The following is a 19,949-nucleotide window of genomic DNA, read 5'->3' as shown; positions in this document are numbered from 1 at the left end:
CCGCGCCATGCGCGGGACGCAGGGAGGGGGATCAACTGGACTGGATGGCCACGTCCTGGACATGCTCGCGATAGCCGTCCTGGCTGAGCCGGTAGCGCAGGCGCAGAGAATTGCCCGGCTGCGGCTGGAACGGCAGGGTGAAATCGGCATCCGGGTACAGGCTGTGCGAGAGGTCGTGCGGCGTGCAGACGCCGGCCGCCGTGCATTCGGCCGCATGGACAATGCCCACGCGCAGCGTGCCGCTGTTGTGCAGCGTGTTGCCACGTACACTCAGGCTGACCACACCGTCGGCGGGCACCACGTTCACCAGCGCGCCCCATACCAGGCTGACGCCGACGTCGGCGTGCGCAGCGTCTTCGCTGCTTTCCAGTTCAGTGCCTTCCGGGCCGCGCACACCTTCGAAGTACACCCGGTATGCGGTTTCCTTCTGCACCGGCTGCAGTGGGATCAGCCGGATCAGGCGATTGCCACCGCCTGACAGCGCGAACTTGCCGGGCGTAATGGCTATGGCCGAATCGGCGACCTCGATATCCTGCTCCTGTTCGCGGGGCGTTGCCGGGTTGTCGATGCGTCGCAGGCTGGCCTGTACATACTGCGGGCGAGTGGACTGCGAGTAGACGCGGATCTGCGCACCCCGCTTGGCGTCCATCGCGGTTCGCATGGGATGGATGGACAGGTTGGCGTGTGCTGCTGGCGCAAGCAGCGCACTCAACGGCAGCATCCAGACGATCAGTTTGTTCATGGCAGGCTCCGTGTGGGATCAGGGTTTGGCGGTGGGTACGCGCAGTTCCACCGTCAGCTCGCCCTCGTAGAGACCGGGGCGCTTGCTGGCGACAGGGGTGGGAGGTGTCAGCAATGTCAGCGGTGTGGGCACGCAATAGACCGGCTGGCTGATGCCGGGCAGCATCACCAGGCGCAGCTCGGCGCTGTCGATACCGCGCAGCAGTTCTTCCACGCCATGCCGCATGCGGATATCGCGCCCGCCGTAGTTCAGGCTGACGTGGTAGTCCAGGCGCTGACGGTCGTCGCTGCCACCATCGCGGTGCCAGACCGCGAAGTCGCTGCCGGGTGGCGGGCGCGGCCCGCTGTCGCGCACGGTGACGCCGATGAACTCGCTCTGCGAGCCGAGGCCGTCGTAGAGGCACATCTCCAGCTGCTTGCGGCCGCCCACCATCTGCTTGATGGGGTCGTAGCGCAGGTCCATGTTGACCAGCGGCGCAATGGTGTCGAAGGCCGGAAAGTAGATCGAGATCGCGTCGTAGTCGGTGACGGTGAAATCGAAGTTGAAGGTGGCGGTGGCGACCGGTGCTGCGGCGGGATCTGCCTTGATATTCAGGCGCATCGTGGCCTTCCAGTGGCCTGCGACGAGACGCGAAATCTCCGATTGAGGCAGTGTCAGCTGGACTCCGGTTCCCAGAGGAAACTCCACACCTGGAGAGCACTCGAACCAAAATGATGCATTGAGCCAACGCGGGTTCTTATCCCAGAAATCGATTGAACAGATGCGTCCTGAGAGAATTCTTAGGACATGACCAACTGCGCGAATGTCCGAACGAAGCCCCGTGCGCTGCTCAACGGCTTGGACCCATACTTCTGATTGCCCGAATGCGATGGTGGGCACCCCCTCTGTAGGGCACTTTCCAGACACCGGATCTGACGCAGACCCACACACCACATGGATCTGCCCGTACTTCATCGCCACGTCATGACTGAACCCCAGCACCGTCCTCGGCGCCCACAGCTCCACGTCACCGGGCACGGCCGAGCGGTCCCACGTCATCACGATGTCCCGGCTCTGGTCGGTGGGATGCGTCTCTGGCGGCCACTGCGCCCACGCCCGCGGCATCAGCACGGCCAGCGCGCACACCAGCATCAACACGAACAACACACGCCGGCTCATGGCGTTCCTCCTGCAGCAGCGGTCTGGGGCGTGGCGGCAATCAGCGCGCGTTCCTGCAGCAGCCGGGTGACGCGCGCCTGCTGGCGGATCTCCGCCGGCAGCTGGGCCACGGCGAGCGGTTCGCAGCGCACGGCACCGACCAGCAGCACCACCTGGCGGCGCTCGCGCACCTGCAGCGGGCAGTGCAGCAGGCGGTCGTCCTGCAGCAGGTAGAGCGTTGTCTCGCGACGCGGGAAGTCGGCGACGAAGCCGCCGTTGGCGCTGGTGCCGGGCACCGGCGCGTTGAGGATGCGGGCGCCGCCCAGCGGCGCGCCGGCCAGCGTGCGGGCGGTGCCGATGAAGGTGTAGGTCACTTCGATCGGCACCGGCATACGCATCAGCCGCCCCGGGGCCAGGAACATCGGGCGCGCACCGCCCACACCGCTCACCCGGATGGCGGCCATGCTGGCGTCGTTGCTGGCGTCCTGCAGTTCGGCACGGTGCGACTGGTAGGCGGTCAACGGCAGCAGCCGGCGCTCGCCGATCTGCAACCGTTGCCGGCCCGCGCCGCTCACCTGCAGTTCGGCCGCCACGCCCTGCAGGTCCAGGTCATCGGTGGCGCCTACCTGTACCGCCAGCCCGGCGTCGGCGCCGCTGCCTGCGCCCCAGTAGGCACCGCGCCGGCCCAGTGCGAAGGCCGAGCTGTGCGTGCCGCTGTAAGCGGTCTCGCTGCGGCCATGCTGCTGGTAGTACGCCACGGTGGCGCCGGTCTGTCCGTAACGGTTCTGCAGCTGCCCGCCCAGCGATGCGCTGTAGCGGTCGTTGTTGTTGGCGCGCAGCTCGGAGGTCAGCTCACGGAACTGCGCGTCCACCTCCTGGCGATAGCTCTGGCCGACGCTGTAGTTGATCTCCGGCCGCTGGTGCTGCGGCTGTCGCATGTCCACCGCATAGCGGCGCTGGCCGTTGCCAACATGGCTGCGCTGCAGGCGGGTGAAGCTCACGTTGAGGTAGATGCCACGGTCGCGCGTGCGGGTGTCGCGGGCACTGTCGTGGCTGTGCTGCTGCCACAGGCCCAGCCGCGTGGAGACGCTGAAATCCTGCCAACGATGGCTGCGGCTGAAGCTGGCCTGCCAGGTGCGGCTGAGCTGCGGCTCACGGTGCGGTTGCAGCGGTTGCGGCGGCAGGAATGGATCCAGTGGCGCCAACGGATCATCGTCACCAGGACGGCTCCAACCGGTGCGCCAGGTCTGGCGCCGGGTATACCCCAGATACGCCGTACCACCGGCGATCGGCAGCGAGACCGATCCGCTGAGCGAGTTGGTGCAGCCCAGGCGGTCCCGTGCATCGGCCTCGAACTGGCAGGCCTTGCCACGCATGCGCTGCTGGTAGATGTTCCAGGACGCCTTGCGCCGGTATGACAGCTGATGCTGCTGGCCGTGGCTGCCATCGCTGCCGCGCATGCCGCTGAACGTTGCGCGCATTTCCTGCGTGGCCAGCACGCGGCGCAGGTCGACGCGCAGTTCGCCATAGCTGTGCCCGCCCAGATGGGCAACGCCCGCGGTAACGGCCAGGTCGCGTGCCAAGGGCACGCGCATGCCGGCCACCGCCACCTGTTCGCTGTCGAAGCGATCGCTGCGCCGCTCGTTGCGGCGGCCACCCTGCACGAACCACTGCCATTGGCTGTCGGTCCAGTCGCCGCCCTTGTCGAAGGGAGCCTCTTCGGTACGCACCAGCACGCCATCCTCGTAGATGCGCATGCGCACCAAGTAGCTGCCGAACGGGAAGTTGCGGGTATCGATCTGGTTGATGCCGGCCTGCAGGTAGTAGGTCTGCAGCAGGCGCTCGCCGTCGAACACGTCCACGCGCGCATCGCGGGCGAGCAGGACCGTCAATGGCGAGGCCTGCACGGCAGCATCGCTGTCCACGTAAGCCTGGGTGGTGCCCACGCGGGCACCGTCGAAGCGGTCCAGCGGCAGCATGCTGAAACCGAAGGTGCCGCCCTGTGGGCTGGACAGGTTGCGGCGGTCCATGCGCCCGGCCTGCAGGTAGTACTGCTGGCCCAGGTCATGGCGGTAATAGACGTTGTCGAATTCGAAATGCGCATCGCCACCGCTGCTGCGGTAGCGCTGCTGGGTGAAGTACCAGTCGGCGGACATATGGCCCCGCTGGAACAGGCCCAGAACGCCGGTGCCGCGCGCACTGAACGACTGGTAGTCGCGCCCACCGGTGAGGTTGAGCACCTGCTGGTGCAGGAAAGCGTTCTCGGCATTGCTGCTGAGCGCGTGGAAGCGTTCCGCGGCGGGCTCGCCACCGATCCACTGGCGGGCCACGAACAGGTGCACGGCGCCCTCGCCTTCGTCGTACAGCGCGCGCGCGGCCGCAGGGTCTTGCGGGGGATCCAGATAGCCGCAACCGGCCTCGGCGCCCCCGAACCGGCAGGCCAGGTGGCTGTTGCGTGGCAGCGGCTGCGACAGCGCCGGCAGCAGCGCGGCCTGCGCCTCGGCGGACAGGTCCAGTGCCTGCAGCACGCGCGCGGGATCCTCCAGCTGCACATGCTCCAGGGTGACGCGCACCGGCGACAGCCCGGCCGAGCGGCCGAACAGCTGGATGTCGAGTTGTTCGGTCTGTCCTTCGACCAGGTCTTCGAAACCGGGCGGGACGCCGCGCGCGGCCGCCAGCGGAGTGGACAACGCCAGGGCGAGCGCGACCGCCAGCCGGGTGACGGCGGGGGCGTGTGAGGTCATGGGGGTACCGCTGGAGAAGCGGCCGGCCCGGGAACCGGGCCGGCGCGGGGATTACGGCGAGGTCGCCTTCTGGTTCAGCACGACGTTGACGATGCCGCTGTAGCGACCCTTGGTGGTGATCGGGGCCGGGGTGGCCTGGGCAATGGTCAACGGCATCGAAATCGAGGCGCCCGGAGTCGAGCCGGCGCCGGTGAACAGGTCGACTGCCTTGTATTCGATGGCGGCGGCACCCAGTGCGCGATTGTTGAGGCTGATGCTCATCGGTACGGTGACGGTGCCGGTCTCATTTGCGAGGGCAAACGCACCATCGATACGCGCCTCGATATCGGCGGTGTCATCATTGGAGTGGATGCGCACGCGCTGCGTGTCCGGAATCAGGCCGCGCAGCGGATCGTGGGTAAGGTTGACCACGTCCGGCAGCGGGGTGCCGTCATCACGCAGCAGTGCCAGGGTCGGGTCGACGTCGGCGTAGACGGAGATCTTGGTTTCCAGCGCGTGCGCGGACAGCGAAGCAGTGGCCAGCGCTACAGCGAGCGCGGCCTTCTTGATGATGGCGTGCATGGTTGTCTCTCTCGGACAAAGGGGGAATATGAAAGCTCCCCTCCCCAAGGAGAAAAGGGAGGGGAGCATCGCCCGCGGGGATGGGTGCGGGCGACGGAGAGAATGTTAGAAATCCATTGCCATGCAGGCCATTCAAGCATTCCTAAAACGTTGAACGTTAAGGGGAATTCTTGAATTCGCTCAATGTTTGAGAGTTATGCAATTTCCCTCATCGGTTCAATGCAACAAACCTCATTGCTTCGCTTTTGTAGAGTCGAGCCGCGCCGAAGAATATGTGGGCGCCCTCCAGATGAACGCATCGCCATGCGCACGGAACCTGCCGCCGGGCCAAGGGCATGATTCGCGCTCGACTGCTTTTCGCGCCAGACGCGCGAGTCAACTGCCAGTCGACGCTACCTCCCGGGCAACGACAACAGGAAGCACTCCATGGCCGCCACCAATGCCAAAGGTGCCTCATTCATCGGGTAGTGCCCTGCACTTTCGATGACCTCCAGCGTTGCGTGGCGATAGCGGCACAGATAGGCCTTCTCCATCAGTGATCGGTTGAACGTTGGATCATTCCCACCCACCACCACCTTCAACCGATGTTCACCAACGATCTCATTGCTGAAATCCGTATCTGCCCACGCGGAAAGATAGGCAGCAAATGCGCCGGGCGCGGAGCACTCCATTGAGTAGCCGGCCTTCCAGTCCAACCAGGTCGCAGGCAGACGCCCGCCGCTGCTGCGATCGATGATGGCCCGCCGGGTGGCGAGGCTGCCCGCGGCACTCTCCAACAGGCGCCGCGTGGGCGCGTCATAGGCAATACCGCCGCAGGGAACGGGCGCGATGGCCAGCATGGATCGCACACGCTGTGGCGCGAGCACAGCAATGCGCTCGATCGCCATGCCTCCCATGGAATGCCCCATCACGCTGAAGGTGTCGATCCGCAGCGCATCGGCGAGCGCCAACGCATCATGTGCCACCTCGTCGATGCTGTACTGGCCCGCCGCATCCTGCATGCCGCCGTAGCCACGGCAATCCATGAAGACGTAGCTGAAATGATCACGCGACAGCCACGGCTCGATCGGCTCGAACGCATGCGCGTCACCGAACCAGCCATGCAGGACCAGGACGAAGTGAGGCCCCTGCCCCACGCGATGAAAAGTGTTGGCCATGAAGAATCGCCGCATTCGGAAGGAGAACTGATGCTAGGCAGCGCACGCCCGGCCCGCCGTCGATGGCGGGTCAACCGCTATAGAATCCGGGCCATGCGCAACTCGCTGCTCGATCCCTACGAAGACCTGCCGCGCGATGTCGTGGTCACCTCGAACGACTACGCGGCCGCGTCCACGTTTCCCCGGCACGCCCATCGACGTGGTCAGTTCGCATTCGCCGCGCGCGGGACCATCAGCGTGACGACTCCGCAGGGTCGCTGGCTGGTGCCGCCACGGCGCGCCTGCTGGGTGCCGGCCGGGATGGCCCATGAGATGACGATGCGCGGGCCGGTGACGATGCTCAACGCTTTTCTTTCGATCGAGGCCGCCGCCGCCGTGGCACTGCCGGCGCACTGCCGCGTGTATGCGGTCTCTCCCCTGTTGCGGCAGCTGCTGGAGGATGCGGTGGACCTGCCAGCGCTGTACGACGAGAACGGGCGAGCGGGCAAGCTGATGCAGTTGCTGGTGGCGGAGATCGCGTCGATGTCCACGCTTTCCCTGCACGCGCCATTGCCTGCCGATGCACGCCTCGCGCGCGTCTGCCGGGCGCTGTTCGATGCGCCTTCGCTCGCCATTGGGCTTGATGAGGTGGCTGCGGATGCGGGCATGAGCCGTCGCACGTTCACGCGGATGTTCCGCGCGGATACCGGCGTGAGTTTTTCCGAGTGGCGGCAGCAGGTGTGCCTGCTGGTGGCCATCGAACGATTGGGGCAAGGGCAAGCGGTGACACGCGTGGCACTGGATCTGGGATATGCGAGCCCGAGTGCGTTTTCTGCGTCATTCCGGCGTGTGCTGGGGAGTCCGCCGAGCCAGTATTCAGAGGTGTAGTGCCGGATGGATGTTTGGTTGCCGTGCGGACCAACGGCCCGCAGCCACCCTCCGCCGAGCGCGATCGGGGCAAAAAAAAACGCCCCGCGGCTGCGGGGCGTTTTCAGCACAACCTACGCGGGCGATCAGCCCTGGTAGTCGCGCACGTCGCTGCCGGTGTAGACCTGGCGCGGACGGCCGATCTTCATTTCCGGATCGACCTGCTGTTCCAGCCAATGCGACACCCAGCCGGAAGTACGGCCCAGGGCGAACATGACGGTGAACATTTCGGTCGGGATCTGCAGCGCCTTGTAGATGATGCCGCTGTAGAAATCGACGTTCGGGTACAGCTTGCGGGCGACGAAGTACTCGTCCTGCAGCGCAGCCTGTTCCAGCTTCACGGCCACGTCCAGCAGCGGATCCTGCACGCCCAGCTGCTTGAGCACCTTGCTGGTCATCTCGCCGATGACCTTGGCGCGCGGGTCGAAGTTCTTGTAGACGCGGTGGCCGAAGCCCATCAGGCGGAAGCCGGAGGTCTTGTCCTTGGCCTTGACCACGGCGGACTCGACGTTGTCGGCGCTGCCGATCTCTTCCAGCATCTTCAGCACGGCTTCGTTGGCACCGCCGTGGGCTGGACCCCACAGCGCGGTGACGCCCGCAGCGACCGACGCGTACGGGTTGGCACCGGTCGAGCCGACCAGGCGCACGGTCGAGGTCGAGGCGTTCTGCTCGTGGTCGGCGTGCAGGATGAACAGCAGGTCCAGCGCCTTCACCACGTCCGGGTTCAGGTCGTACTGGCCGTCAGCGGACTCGAAGGTCTGCTTCAGGAAGCGGCTGACGTAGTCCAGCGAGGTGTCCGGCTTGTTGGCCGGCAGGCCCTTGCCGTGGCGGTAGATCAGCGCCGACAGGGTCGGCACCTTGGCGATCAGGCGCACGGCGGCCTTGCGGCGCTGCTCGGCGTCGGACAGGTCCAGCGAGTCGTGGTAGATGGCCGACAGCTGCGCGATCGCGGCCGCCAGGATCGCCATCGGGTGGGCATCCTTGGCGAAGCTGCCGATCAGGGTGTTGATCGAATCGTCGACGTTGGCTTCGGCGGTCAGCTCATCGGTGAAGGCCTTCAGCTGCTCGGCGCTCGGGCGCTCGCCGTTGATCAGCAGGTAGGCCACTTCGACGTAGCTCGACTTTTCCGACAGCTGTTCGATCGGGTAGCCGCGGTACAGCAGCACGCCCTTGTCGCCGTCGATGTAGGTGATGGCGGACTTGCAGCTGGCCGTCGCGGTGAAGCCGGAATCGTAGGTGAAGAACCCCGTTTCCTTGGTCAGCTTCGCGATGTCGACGCAGTCGTTGCCAAGGGTGGGTTTGATGACGGGCAGAACGACGGACTTATCGCCGGCGTTGAGCGTGACCTGATCAAGATCGGACACTGTGTGCGCTCCTTCATGGGAAGGCGCCTGCCCAAGCGCATTGGTCAGGCACGTGAATGACGTCCTCGGCCTGTGCCGGGGATCATGTCATTATCGCACAGCAGCATTTGTCGGGTGCTAGACGGAAGTCGTATACGACAGGCGGCCAGACACCGGCCGTTGAGCGGCCCGGATCGGCAAAAGCGTTGTCACACGAACGCAGTGTTCCGTCCATCCAAACGCCCGTTGGGTTGGCGTTGGGGAAAAACAAACGGCCGCGCAGAGCGCGGCCGTCGGTTCGAAGCTGGATCGACAGATCAGCGCGCGTAGCGCTTCTGGAACTTGTCGATACGGCCCGAGGTGTCGATGACCTTGTGCTTGCCCGTGTAGAACGGGTGCGAAGCAGAGGAAATTTCAACCTTGACCAGCGGGTATTCGTTGCCGTCTTCCCACTGGATGGTTTCCTTCGTCGCCATGGTGGAGCGGGTCAGGATCTTGAAATCGGAGGTGACGTCATGGAAGACGACGTCGCGGTAGTTCGGATGGATATCGGCCTTCATGGGCTCACACCGTAAATGGGCTGGTGGTCAAGAGCGGCATTATAAGCACCGGTTGCCGCTCGGGGCAACCGGTGGCGGGCAATCGAGGTCAGTCCGCGCCCAGGGCCTGGCGCACCAGGGCCTCGAAACGCTGCTGGTCGTAGGCGATCAGCAGATCGCAGTTGTCCGGCTGGCCGGTCTGGCGGTTCCAGTCGACGATGGTGGCGCCGCGGCTGAACGTGCCATTCAGCTCCACGTTCAGCGGCCGCGACTCGACCTGCAGCTGCCCTTCCGGATTCAGCGCCCACGCCATGGCCACCGCATCGGCGGTATACCAGCGGCCGCCCTTGGCATCTTCCGACAGCGCGCGGGTCTTGCGCGAGATCAGTTCGTAGAAGCGGGCGCGGTCGGAATCGGCCTGCAGCCATTTCTCGGCGTCCTCCAGCGGCAGGCCGTGGGCAACGGTCGCCTCCCAGTCGGACACCAGCAGGTGCTTGAACGAGGTGAACACCACGTGCGCGGCTTCAGGATCGAAGGCGATGTTGAATTCGGCTGCCGGGGTGATGTTGCCGTGGCAGGTAACCGCGCCACCCATCACCACGATGCGCTTGATGCGCTGGGGCAGGGTCGGGTCCAGCTTCAGTGCCAGCGCCAGATTGGTCAGCGGGCCCAACATCACCAGCATCAGTTCGCCGGCGTGTTCGTGCGACAGGCGCAGGATGGCCAGGGCAGCGTGCTCGGCCTCGGCCTGGCGGCTCGGCGGCGGCAGGTCCACGTCGCCGTAGCCATCACGGCCATGCACGTGGGCAGCGTCAACGGAGGGATGCAGCAGCGGATCCGGGCTGCCGGCAAACACCGGTACGTCGGGGCGGCCGACGATGTCACAGAGCTTGAGGGCGTTGCGGACGGTGTATTCGAGGCCGACATTGCCGGCGGCGATGGTCAGGGCGACCACGTCGTGCCGTTCATCGGCAAAGGCCATCAGCAGGGCCAGGGCGTCGTCCACACCGGGATCGGTGTCGATCAACAGGGGGATCTTGTGGGTCATCGTTGCCGTCTTCAGATCGGCAACGAAGTGTGGACCGGGATGATGACCGTTGCAAGTACGGGGGTTGGGGTTCTGGCAGGGCTGCGCCCTGCACCCGCAGAGGCAGGAGCAACGGCAACGGCAAAAGCTGGTTTCCTGAGCGATGGCGGGGTGGGGCCGGTTGCGGGGGACGCTGCAAGTACGTCCATGTAAGCTCGGTCGCCGCATCCATGCGGCTCACGCCCCCGCAACCGGACCCATCCCGCCTTCGACAGATCGCTACCGCTGTTGGTAGGTGTCGACCTTGGTCGACACATCCACGCGATGCGTGGATGAACATCGAAATGATCAAAAGCGCTGTCTGTAGCGTCGAACCATGCTCGACTCCCGCGCGCAGCGCGAACGGCAGCCGAGCATGGGCTCGGCTCTACAGGGATCAGGCCGAGGCGTAGCGCACCGCGGTGCCGATCCAGCGCTGCACCACGCGATCAGCCAGGGCCGGTTGCTGGGCCAACAGGCGCTCGGCCAATTCATGCACGCCGGGCAGCAGGCCAGCGTCGCGGGCCAGGTCGGCAATGCGGAAACCGGCCAGGCCGGTCTGGCGCGTCCCGAGCAGTTCGCCGGGGCCGCGCAGTTCCAGGTCCTTCTCGGCGATGACGAAACCATCGTTGGTTTCGCGCATGGTCTGCAGGCGCTCACGCGCCATCTGCGAGAGTGGTGCCTGGTACAGCAGCACGCAGCGCGACACCGCCGAACCGCGGCCCACGCGGCCACGCAGCTGGTGCAGCTGGGCCAGGCCGAGGCGCTCGGCGTTCTCGATCACCATCAACGAAGCATTCGGTACGTCCACACCCACTTCGATGACCGTGGTCGCGACCAGCAAGTCGATCTCGCCGGCCTTGAACGCCACCATCGTCGCCAGCTTCTCGGCGGCCTTGAGGCGGCCATGCACCAGCCCGACGCGCACGCCCGGCAGCAGCGCCTGCAGCGATTCGTAGGTGGCCTGCGCCGGGGTGGCATCCAGTTCTTCGCTTTCCTCGATGAGCGTGCACACCCAGTACACCTGCCGCCCTTCCTGGCAGGCCAGCGCAATGCGCTCGATCAGTTCCGGGCGACGGTCATTGTTCAAGGCCACGGTCTGCACAGGGGTGCGGCCCGGTGGCAGTTCGTCGATGGCTGATACATCCAGGTCTGCGTATTCGGACATCGCCAGCGTGCGCGGAATCGGCGTGGCGGTCATCACCAGCTGGTGCGGCACGCTGTTGCCGCCCGCGCCCTTGTCGCGCAGCGCCAAGCGCTGGTGCACGCCGAAGCGGTGCTGCTCGTCGACGATGGCCAGCGCCAAGTCCTGGAACACCACCGCCTCCTGCATCAGCGCGTGGGTTCCGACCACCACCTGCGCTTCGCCGTTGGCGACCTGCTCCATCACTTTGGCGCGCGCCTTGCCGGTGACCTTGCCGGCCAGCCAGGCGATGCGCACGCCGAGCGGTTCCAGCCAGCCACGCAGATTGTTGAGGTGCTGCTCGGCCAGCAACTCGGTGGGGGCGGCCAATGCGACCTGCTTGCCCTGCTCCACCGCCAGCATGGCGGCCAGCGCGGCCACCACCGTCTTGCCGGAGCCGACGTCGCCCTGCACCAGCCGCAGCATCGGGCTGGGCCGCGCAAGGTCCTCACGGATCTGCTTGAACACGCGTGCCTGCGCGCCGGTCAGCGCGAACGGCAACTGCTTCAGCAGCGCCTTGGCCAGTTTTCCGGGGCCGGCCAGCGGCGGCGCATGGTGCGCCTGCAATGCAATACGCTGGCGACGCAGGCTGAGGTGATGGGCCAGCAGTTCTTCCATCGCCAGGCGACGCTGCGCCGGGTGGGTACCAGCCGCCAACGCGGCCAGATCGGCATCCGGCGGTGGCCGGTGCACGGTCAGCAGCGCGCTGCGCAGCGGCGGCAGGCCCAGGCCATCGAGCCAACCGTTGGGCAGCAGTTCCAGCGTGCTTTCCTCGGGCAGGCGGTCCAGCGCCTGGCCGATCAGCTTGCGCATGGTCATCGGGCCGACCCCTTCGACGGTGGGATACACCGGGTCGAGGCGGTCGCCGAGTTCGGGATCGTCGTTGCGGCCCAGCACCTGGTAGCTGGGATGGACGATTTCCAGGCCGAGGTGGCCGGGCTTGGGCGTGCCGAAGCAGCGCAGCCGGGTGCCGACCGCGAACTGCCCGACCTGCTGCTGGCGGAAGTGGAAAAAGCGCAGCACCAGGGTGCCCTGCCCTTCGTCTTCCACCGCCACTTTCAGCATCGGCCGGTAGCGCATGCCACGCTCGACCGCGACCACCCGCCCTTCCACCTGCGCCGGCACGCCGTTGCGCAGGTCTTCGATGCGGGTCAGCCGGGTCCGGTCTTCATAGCGCAGCGGCAGGTGAAGCCAGAGATCCTGCAGGGTGGCCAGGCCACGTGCCTGCAGTTTGGCGGCCACGGCCGGACCGACGCCGGCGAGCATCGCCAGGGATGCTTCGCCGGACGGTGACAGGACCGGGGTGACCGCCGCCTTGCGTGCCACGTGGCGGTCAGTCGATGACCATCACCGCGTCGACCTCGAAGCTGGCGCCCTTCGGCAGGCCGGAGACTTCGATGGTGGAACGGGCCGGGTACGGGGCCTGGAAGTAGTCCTGCATGACCGCGTTGACCTTGGCGAACTCGCCCAGGTCGGTCAGGTACAGGCCCAGGCGCACGACCTTGTCCAGCGAGCCACCCGCCGCTTCGGCCACGGCCTTGAGGTTGTCGAAGGCGCGGCGGGCCTGTGCTTCGACGTCACCGGCGCCGACGATGTCGCCGGTGGCCGGGTCAAGCGGGATCTGGCCGGAGAAGTACACGGTGTTGCCGGCGCGCACGGCCTGCGAGTACGGGCCGATGGCGGCGGGGGCCTTTTCGGTGTTGATGATCTGGCGGGACATGGGTCGCTCCGGTGCTTGGGGGAAAACAGAGCGGTGATTGTACCGGCTGGGCGCGGCATCGGCTGGGGTCGGATCCGTTTCCCGGCGGGAAACGGATCCGACCCCGTGCGTCGTGTGCGCGGAACGTCATCCACGCATGGCGTGGATCTACTGGCGGCGTACCGATTGCACGACCGACAGGCGGCGCAGGCGGCGCATCACTTCGGCCAGGTGGTTGCGGTCGCGCACCTGGATGTTGAACGCCAGCACGGCGGCGTTGAAGTCGCGGTCCAGGTAGTCCACGCGTTCGATGTTGGAATGGCTCTGTGCGATGGCGGCGGCCAGCTGCGCCAGCACGCCGGTGCCGTTCTCCACTTCCACCACCAGCGAGGTGTCGTAGTCGCCGGAGACGGTGGTGTCCCAACCGATCGGCACCCAGCGCTCGGGCGACTTGCGCAGCTCGGCCAGGTTCGGGCAGTCCATCCGGTGCACCACGATGCCCTTGCCGGCGGTGTGGTAGCCCATGATCTCGTCGCCGGGAATCGGCTGGCAGCAGCCGGCGAAGGTGACCACGCCGCGCTCACTGCCGTTGATCAGGATCTTCTCCTGCGAGTGGTGGCGCGAATGCGGGCCGCCACGCAGTTCGGCGTAGGCCATCAGCGCCTGCGCGGCCTGGGTCGGCATCCAGTTGCCCAGTGCGACCTCGGCCAGCAGGGCTTCCAGGCGCGGGAAGCGGTGTTCGGCCAGGAACGCATCCAGGCGCCCCTTCGGCAGCCGCTCCAGCGACGAATCCATCGCTTCCAGCGCACGGTCGAGCATGCGGTGGCCCAGCTGCACGGCATCCTCGTGCTCCAGCTGCTTGAGCTGGTGGCGGATGGCGGTGCGCGCCTTGCTGGTCACCACGAATTCCAGCCACTGCGGTTTCGGCGTGGCCGAGCGTGCGGTGATGATCTCCACCGACTGCCCCGACACCAGCTTGGTGCGCAACGGCACCAGTTTCTTGTCCACGCGCGAGGCCACCGCCATGTTGCCGACGTCGGTATGCACGGCGTAGGCGAAATCGAGCGCGGTGGAATTGCGCGGCAGGGCCAGGATCTTGCCCTTCGGGGTGAACAGGTAGACCTCGTCAGGGAACAGGTCGACCTTGACGTTGTCGAGGAATTCCAGCGAGGAACCGGCGGCGCGCTGCGAGTCGATCAGCTCGACGATCCACGCATGGGCACGGCTCTGTGCGCTGTTGGGCGAATCGCCGCCGAACTTGTAGGTCCAGTGCGCGGCCACGCCGCGTTCGGCGATCAGGTCCATTTCCTCGGTACGGATCTGCACTTCGATCGGCGAGCCATACGGCCCGAACAGCACCGTGTGCAGCGACTGGTAACCGTTGGCCTTGGGAATGGCGATGAAATCGCGGAAGCGCCCATCCAGTGGCTTGAAGGTGGCGTGCACCGAGCCCAGCGCGTGGTAGCAGCTGGGCACACTGCGCACGACCAGGCGGAAGCCGAACACATCCATCACCTGGTCGAAGGATTTGTTCTCGTCGCGCATCTTGTTGTAGATGCTCCACGGGGTCTTGATACGGCTGATCAGCCGATGCTCGATGCCCTCCTTGGCCAGGCGCTGCGACAGCTGCACTTCCACCTGCGCCATCGCTTCGCGGCGCACCACCGGCTGGCTGCGGATGTGTTTTTCGATGATGGCGTGGCGCCACGGGTAGAGCGCCTTGAACCCCAGGTTCTGCAGCTCGCTCTTGACCAGGCTCATGCCCAGGCGCTGGGCGATGGGCGCGTAGATCTCCAGCGTCTCGCGGGCGATGCGGCCACGCGCTTCGCGGCTCTGCGCGCCCAGCGTGCGCATGTTGTGCAGGCGGTCGGCCAGCTTGATCATGATCACGCGCAGGTCGCGCGACATCGCCAGCAGCATCTTGCGGAAGCTCTCGGCGGCCGCCTCCTGGCGGTCACGGAACTTCAGCTTGTCCAGCTTGGTGACACCGTCGACCAGTTCGGCCACGGCTTCGCCGAACTCGGCGGCCAGCGCCTCGCGGGTCAGCGGGGTGTCTTCGATGGTGTCGTGCAGGATCGCGGCGATCAGCGCTTCCACGTCCAGGCCGAGTTCGGCCAGCACCTGGGCCACGGCCACCGGATGGGTGATATAGGGCTCGCCCGACTTGCGCGTCTGCCCAGCGTGCGCGGAGGCCCCGACTTCCCAGGCACGGCGCAACAGCGGCAGCTGTTCCGGCGGCAGGTAATGGGCGGCGCGTTCGAGCTGGAGGACGTAGTCGGGTACGGCGGCAGTGGGGGCTGCGGCGACCTTGGCAGTGGGGCCTGGGTTCATGCCCGAAGCCTATTCCAGCGCGACGTTTACGGCAAATCCTGAATGCGAAACAGCCCGCACGGGGCGGGCTGTTCGGTGTATCCAACGATTACGTTGATCGATGCGATCAATCGTCGTTCTTGGACATGTCTTCGTCGGCGACCACTTCGGCGGCAGCCCACTCCAGCGCTTCGCGCTCGGCGCGCTCACGCTCGGCCTTTTCGACTTCGTCGATCAGGGCGTTGTCGATCTTGCGGGCGGCGATTTCGCGCAGCGCCAGCACGGTCGGCTTGTCCTCGGTCTCGCTGTTGTCCAGCGTGGCCTGCACGCCGTTGGCGAGCTGACGGGCACGCTTGGAAGCCATCATGACCAGTTCGAAACGGTTGTTAACGACTTCCAGGCAATCTTCTACGGTGATGCGGGCCATACGGGCTCCCGGCGACCGGTCGGCCGCTCAGTCGAATGAGGGAAAGGGGACGGAGTGTACTGGCAGGGGCTGGACAAAATCAAGCCAACCCCTACCCGATTCTTTTGGAATCAGTCAGTTGCACCCGGATCGGGGGTCAGCAGCGCCTGGATCAGGCCGGCGTGGCGGACCTTCTGGGCCTCCCGGCGCAGGCGGCTGGCAGTGAAGATGGCGCACAGCTCGTCCACGGCAGTGTCGAACACCTCGTTGACGATGACGTAGTCGAACTCGTTGAAGTGCAGCATTTCATCGCGGGCCGCGCCCAGGCGCTGGGCGATGACCGCCTCGCTGTCCTGGCCACGCTTGCGCATGCGGTCCTGCAAGGCCTGCTTGGACGGCGGCAGGATGAACACGGTGACCGTGCCCGGCACCAGCTGGCGCACCTGCTGCGCGCCCTGCCAGTCGATCTCCAGCAGCACATCCTGGCCGGCGGCCAGCTGCGGCTCCACCGACTGCCGGGCCGTGCCCTTCCAGTCGCCGTGCACCCAAGCGTGCTCGAAGAAGTCGCCGGCGGCGATCATCTGCTCGAACTTCTCGGCACTGACGAAGTGGTAATGCTGGCCGTTCACCTCACCGGGGCGCATCGCGCGCGAGGTGAAGGAGATCGACAGGGCGATCTGCGGGTCACGGGCCAGGGTGGCATTGACGATGCTGCTCTTGCCGGCGCCGGACGGGGCGGCCACGATGTACAGCGTGCCGCGCGCAACGGCGTCCGACGGCTTCGACGGGGCGCTCATGCGCGGAACCCAATTGGTTGATTTCGCAAAATTTTTCCTCGGTGTTCCAGATCCGGCGCGGAGGGTCGCGCCAGGACGGCGGGGGCTGCGCGGAACATCCTGGGACCAGGCCCGGCAGACGCTTCCCCAGGGGGCGGGCACGCAACTTTACCAGAGCAGGCCCTTTCCGGGCCCGTCCGGCAGGCGCCGCGCCTTGTGCCACATGGGCATCCGGGGGCCTGTGCTATAACCGGCCCGTACCCAACGACAGCCCGGAGGCCTGCGCCTCCCCGCCATCCCAGGAGAACGGCATGCCATCGATGAGCCGCCGCCAGTTCCTGAAAGTGACCGGGACAACCCTGGTCGGCTCCAGCCTGGCATTGATGGGCTTCGCGCCCGGCATCGCGCTCGCGGAGGTCAGGCAGTACAAGCTGACCCGCGCGACCGAGACCCGCAACACCTGTACCTACTGTTCGGTGGCCTGCGGCATCCTGATGTACAGCCTCGGCGATGGCGCCAAGAACGCCGAGCCGAGCATCTTCCATATCGAGGGCGACCCGGACCATCCGGTCAACCGCGGCACGCTGTGCCCGAAGGGTGCCGGCCTGGCCGACATCATCCACAGCAAGTCGCGCCTGCTCTACCCCGAGTACCGCGCGCCGGGCTCGAACGAGTGGAAGCGGCTGAGCTGGGACGATGCGCTGGACCGCATCGCGCGACTGATGAAGGAAGACCGCGATGCCAACTTCGTGCAGAAGAACGAAGCCGGGCAGACGGTCAACCGCTGGCTGACCACTGGCATGCTGGCGGCCTCGGCCACCAGCAATGAGACCGCGGTGCTGACCCACAAGGTCGTCCGCTCCCTCGGCATGCTGGCATTCGACAACCAGGCACGTGTCTGACACGGCCCGACGGTGGCAGGTCTTGCCCCGACGCTAGGCCGTGGTGCGATGACGAATCACTGGGTCGACATCAAGAATGCCGACCTGATCCTGATCATGGGTGGCAACGCCGCTGAGGCGCATCCGTGCGGGTTCAAATGGGTGACCGAGGCCAAGGCCCACAACAAGGCGCGGCTGATCGTGGTCGATCCGCGCTTCAACCGCTCGGCCGCGGTGGCCGATGTGTACGCGCCGATCCGCACCGGTACCGACATCGTGTTCCTGGGCGGCCTGATCAACTACCTGCTGACCGAGGACCGCATCCAGCACGAGTACGTGCTGAACTACACCGACATGTCGTTCCTGGTGAAGGACGAGTTCGCCTTCAAGGACGGCCTGTATTCGGGCTACAACGAAGAAAAGCGCAGCTATGACCGTTCCAGCTGGGACTACGCCTACGGTGACGATGGATTCGTGCGCAGCGACCCGACGCTGAAGGATCCGCGCTGCGTCTACAACCTGCTGAAACAACACTACGCGCGTTACACCGTGGAGATGGTCGAGCGCATCTGCGGCACGCCGGCCGACAGCATCCGCCATGTGTGGGACATGATCGCGTCCACCGCTGGCAAGGACAAGGCGATGACCATCCTGTACGCGCTGGGCTGGACGCAGCACTCGATCGGCGCGCAGAACGTGCGTGCCGGCACCATGGTGCAGCTGCTGCTGGGCAACATCGGCGTAGCCGGTGGCGGCATGAACGCGCTGCGCGGGCACTCCAACATCCAGGGCCTGACCGACATCGGCCTGATGTCCGACCTGCTGCCCGGCTACCTGACGCTGCCGAAACAGGATGAGCAGGACTACAACGCCTACATCGCCAAGCGCACGCAGAAGCCCCTGCGCGCCAACCAGATGTCGTTCTGGCAGAACTACCCGAAGTTCCACGTCAGCCTGATGAAATCGTGGTGGGGCGATGCCGCCACCGCCGACAACAACTGGTGCTTCGATTACCTGCCCAAGCTCGACAAGCCGTACGACATGCTGCAGGCGTACGAGCTGATGAACGAGGGCAAGATCCACGGCTACATCTGCCAGGGCTTCAATCCTCTGGCCTCGGCGCCGAACAAGGGCAAGCTGATCAGTGCGTTCTCCAAGCTGAAGTTCATGGTCAGCATGGATCCGCTGGAAACCGAGACCATCGCCTTCTGGCAGAACCACGGCGCACTGAACGACGTCGACCCGAGCACGATCCAGACCGAAGTGTTCCGCCTGCCCACCACTTCCTTTGCCGAGGAGAACGGCGCGGTGGTGAATTCCTCGCGCTGGCTGCAGTGGCACTGGAAGGGGGCCAACCCGCCGGGCGAAGCGCGCAGCGACATCGAGATCATGTCCGAGCTGTTCCATCGCATCAAAGCGATGTACGAGAAGGATGGCGGTGCGTGGTGGGAGCCGGTACGCGACCTGGCCTGGAAGTATTCCAACCCGGAGCTGCCGACGCCGGAAGAACTGGCGATGGAATACAACGGCAAGGCGCTCGTGGACGTGTTCGATCCGAAGGACGCGACCAAGCTGGTGCGCAAGGCCGGCGAGCAGCTGGCCGCGTTCGGCGACCTGCGCGACGATGGCAGCACGTCCTCCGGCTGCTGGATCTACATCGGCGCCTGGGGCCCGACCGGCAACATGATGGCGCGGCGTGACAACAGTGACCCGACAGGCATCGGCAACACGCTGGGCTGGGCCTGGGCGTGGCCGGCCAACCGCCGCGTGATGTACAACCGCGCCTCGTGCGACGTGGCTGGCCAACCGTTCGATCCACGCCGCACGCTGCTGGCCTGGAACGGCAAGAACTGGGGCAACGTGGACGTGCCGGACTTCAAGGCCGACGAAGATCCTGCCGGCGGGATGGGCCCGTTCATCATGAACCCGGAAGGCATCGCCCGCTTCTTCGCCAAGGCCGGCATGGCCGAAGGCCCGTTCCCGGAGCACTACGAACCGTTCGATACCCCGCTGCGCAGCAATCCGCTCAGCCCCGGCCAGGCCCTGACGCTGAACAACCCCGCGGCACGCGTGTTCGCCAGCGACCGTGCACAGATCGGTTCGCCGGACGAGTTCCCGCATGTGGCCACCACCTACCGCCTGACCGAGCATTTCCACTTCTGGACCAAGCACGGCAAGCTCAACGCCATCATCCAGCCCGAGCAGTTCGTCGAGATCGGTGCGGCATTGGCCGACGAGCTGGGCATCACCAACGGCAGCCGCGTGCGCGTGAGTTCCAAGCGTGGCCATATCGAAGCCGTTGCGGTGGTGACCAAGCGGATCAAGGCCCTGCAGATCGATGGAAAGACCGTGCACCAGGTGGGCGTGCCGATCCACTGGGGCTTCCTCGGTGCGGCCAAGCCCGGATATATCGCCAATACGCTGACCAATGCCATCGGTGACGGCAACTCGCAGACGCCCGAGTCGAAGTGCATCCTGGTCAAGGTCGAGAAGGTGTAG

General features: G+C 66.0%; 15 protein-coding genes. 2 read left to right on the top strand and 13 right to left on the bottom strand.

All coding sequences use genetic code 11. From position 1 onward, the window contains the following. Positions 1-31: 31 nt before the first annotated feature. From AC5P74_RS03660 to AC5P74_RS03640, 5 genes are all read right to left on the bottom strand, one after another. On the bottom strand, positions 32-742 hold the full coding sequence (locus AC5P74_RS03660; protein ID WP_053498476.1) for a pilus assembly protein: 711 nt from the start codon (positions 740-742) through the stop codon (positions 32-34). Between the two features lie 18 nt (positions 743-760). Then, positions 761-1,900, bottom strand: a complete 1,140-nt coding sequence (locus AC5P74_RS03655) for a CblD like pilus biogenesis initiator family protein (protein ID WP_053498479.1) — start codon at positions 1,898-1,900, stop codon at positions 761-763. Next, positions 1,897-4,623 (bottom strand): TcfC E-set like domain-containing protein, encoded by a 2,727-nt coding sequence (locus AC5P74_RS03650; RefSeq protein ID WP_053498481.1) that lies wholly within the window; start codon positions 4,621-4,623, stop codon positions 1,897-1,899. Before AC5P74_RS03650 ends, AC5P74_RS03655 begins: the two co-directional genes overlap by 4 nt. Before the next feature lie 51 nt (positions 4,624-4,674). Continuing rightward, positions 4,675-5,184, bottom strand: a complete 510-nt coding sequence (locus AC5P74_RS03645; protein WP_346607683.1) for a CS1 type fimbrial major subunit — start codon at positions 5,182-5,184, stop codon at positions 4,675-4,677. 392 nt (positions 5,185-5,576) lie between these two features. Next, entirely contained in the window at positions 5,577-6,341 is a 765-nt protein-coding gene (locus AC5P74_RS03640) for an alpha/beta fold hydrolase (RefSeq protein ID WP_053498485.1), read from the bottom strand. A 93-nt stretch (positions 6,342-6,434) separates the two neighbouring features. On the opposite strand from AC5P74_RS03640, the gene AC5P74_RS03635 reads away from it, so the two are divergent. Next, on the top strand, positions 6,435-7,208 hold the full coding sequence (locus AC5P74_RS03635) for an AraC family transcriptional regulator (RefSeq protein WP_206620366.1): 774 nt from the start codon (positions 6,435-6,437) through the stop codon (positions 7,206-7,208). Positions 7,209-7,333: 125 nt separating this feature from the next. Here the strand turns inward: AC5P74_RS03635 and AC5P74_RS03630 are convergent, their stop codons facing one another. The 8 genes from AC5P74_RS03630 to gmk form a co-directional block, all read right to left on the bottom strand. Beyond that, positions 7,334-8,611 carry a citrate synthase gene (locus tag AC5P74_RS03630; protein WP_005418950.1) on the bottom strand — a complete coding sequence of 426 codons (1,278 nt, stop codon included), beginning with the start codon at positions 8,609-8,611 and terminating at the stop codon, positions 7,334-7,336. Between the two features lie 296 nt (positions 8,612-8,907). Beyond that, a complete protein-coding gene (locus tag AC5P74_RS03625) occupies positions 8,908-9,150 on the bottom strand; it encodes a type B 50S ribosomal protein L31 (RefSeq protein ID WP_005410871.1) in 243 nt (80 codons plus the stop codon). 88 nt (positions 9,151-9,238) lie between these two features. Then, positions 9,239-10,177: a nucleoside hydrolase gene (locus AC5P74_RS03620; RefSeq protein WP_346607682.1), complete on the bottom strand. Its 939-nt coding sequence runs from the start codon at positions 10,175-10,177 to the stop codon at positions 9,239-9,241. A 415-nt stretch (positions 10,178-10,592) separates the two neighbouring features. Next, positions 10,593-12,704 (bottom strand): ATP-dependent DNA helicase RecG, encoded by a 2,112-nt coding sequence (gene recG, locus AC5P74_RS03615; protein ID WP_005418953.1) that lies wholly within the window; start codon positions 12,702-12,704, stop codon positions 10,593-10,595. A 7-nt stretch (positions 12,705-12,711) separates the two neighbouring features. Next, positions 12,712-13,098: a RidA family protein gene (locus AC5P74_RS03610; protein ID WP_005418954.1), complete on the bottom strand. Its 387-nt coding sequence runs from the start codon at positions 13,096-13,098 to the stop codon at positions 12,712-12,714. 147 nt (positions 13,099-13,245) lie between these two features. Further along, positions 13,246-15,408, bottom strand: coding sequence for a RelA/SpoT family protein (locus AC5P74_RS03605; RefSeq protein ID WP_005418955.1), 2,163 nt, complete (start codon positions 15,406-15,408; stop codon positions 13,246-13,248). Between the two features lie 106 nt (positions 15,409-15,514). After that, complete coding sequence (rpoZ, locus tag AC5P74_RS03600; protein WP_005410877.1) at positions 15,515-15,814, bottom strand: DNA-directed RNA polymerase subunit omega; 300 nt, start codon at positions 15,812-15,814, stop codon at positions 15,515-15,517. Positions 15,815-15,924: 110 nt separating this feature from the next. Further along, positions 15,925-16,590: a guanylate kinase gene (gene gmk / locus AC5P74_RS03595; RefSeq protein WP_005410878.1), complete on the bottom strand. Its 666-nt coding sequence runs from the start codon at positions 16,588-16,590 to the stop codon at positions 15,925-15,927. Between the two features lie 290 nt (positions 16,591-16,880). On the opposite strand from gmk, the gene fdnG reads away from it, so the two are divergent. Next, positions 16,881-19,949 (top strand): formate dehydrogenase-N subunit alpha, encoded by a 3,069-nt coding sequence (fdnG, locus tag AC5P74_RS03590; protein WP_346608174.1) that lies wholly within the window; start codon positions 16,881-16,883, stop codon positions 19,947-19,949.

This window comes from Stenotrophomonas sp. YJH_SMC_94-11, assembly GCF_059370435.1.
Note: the sequence above shows the minus strand (reverse complement) of the source record. Positions and strands in the feature narration are given on the sequence as shown.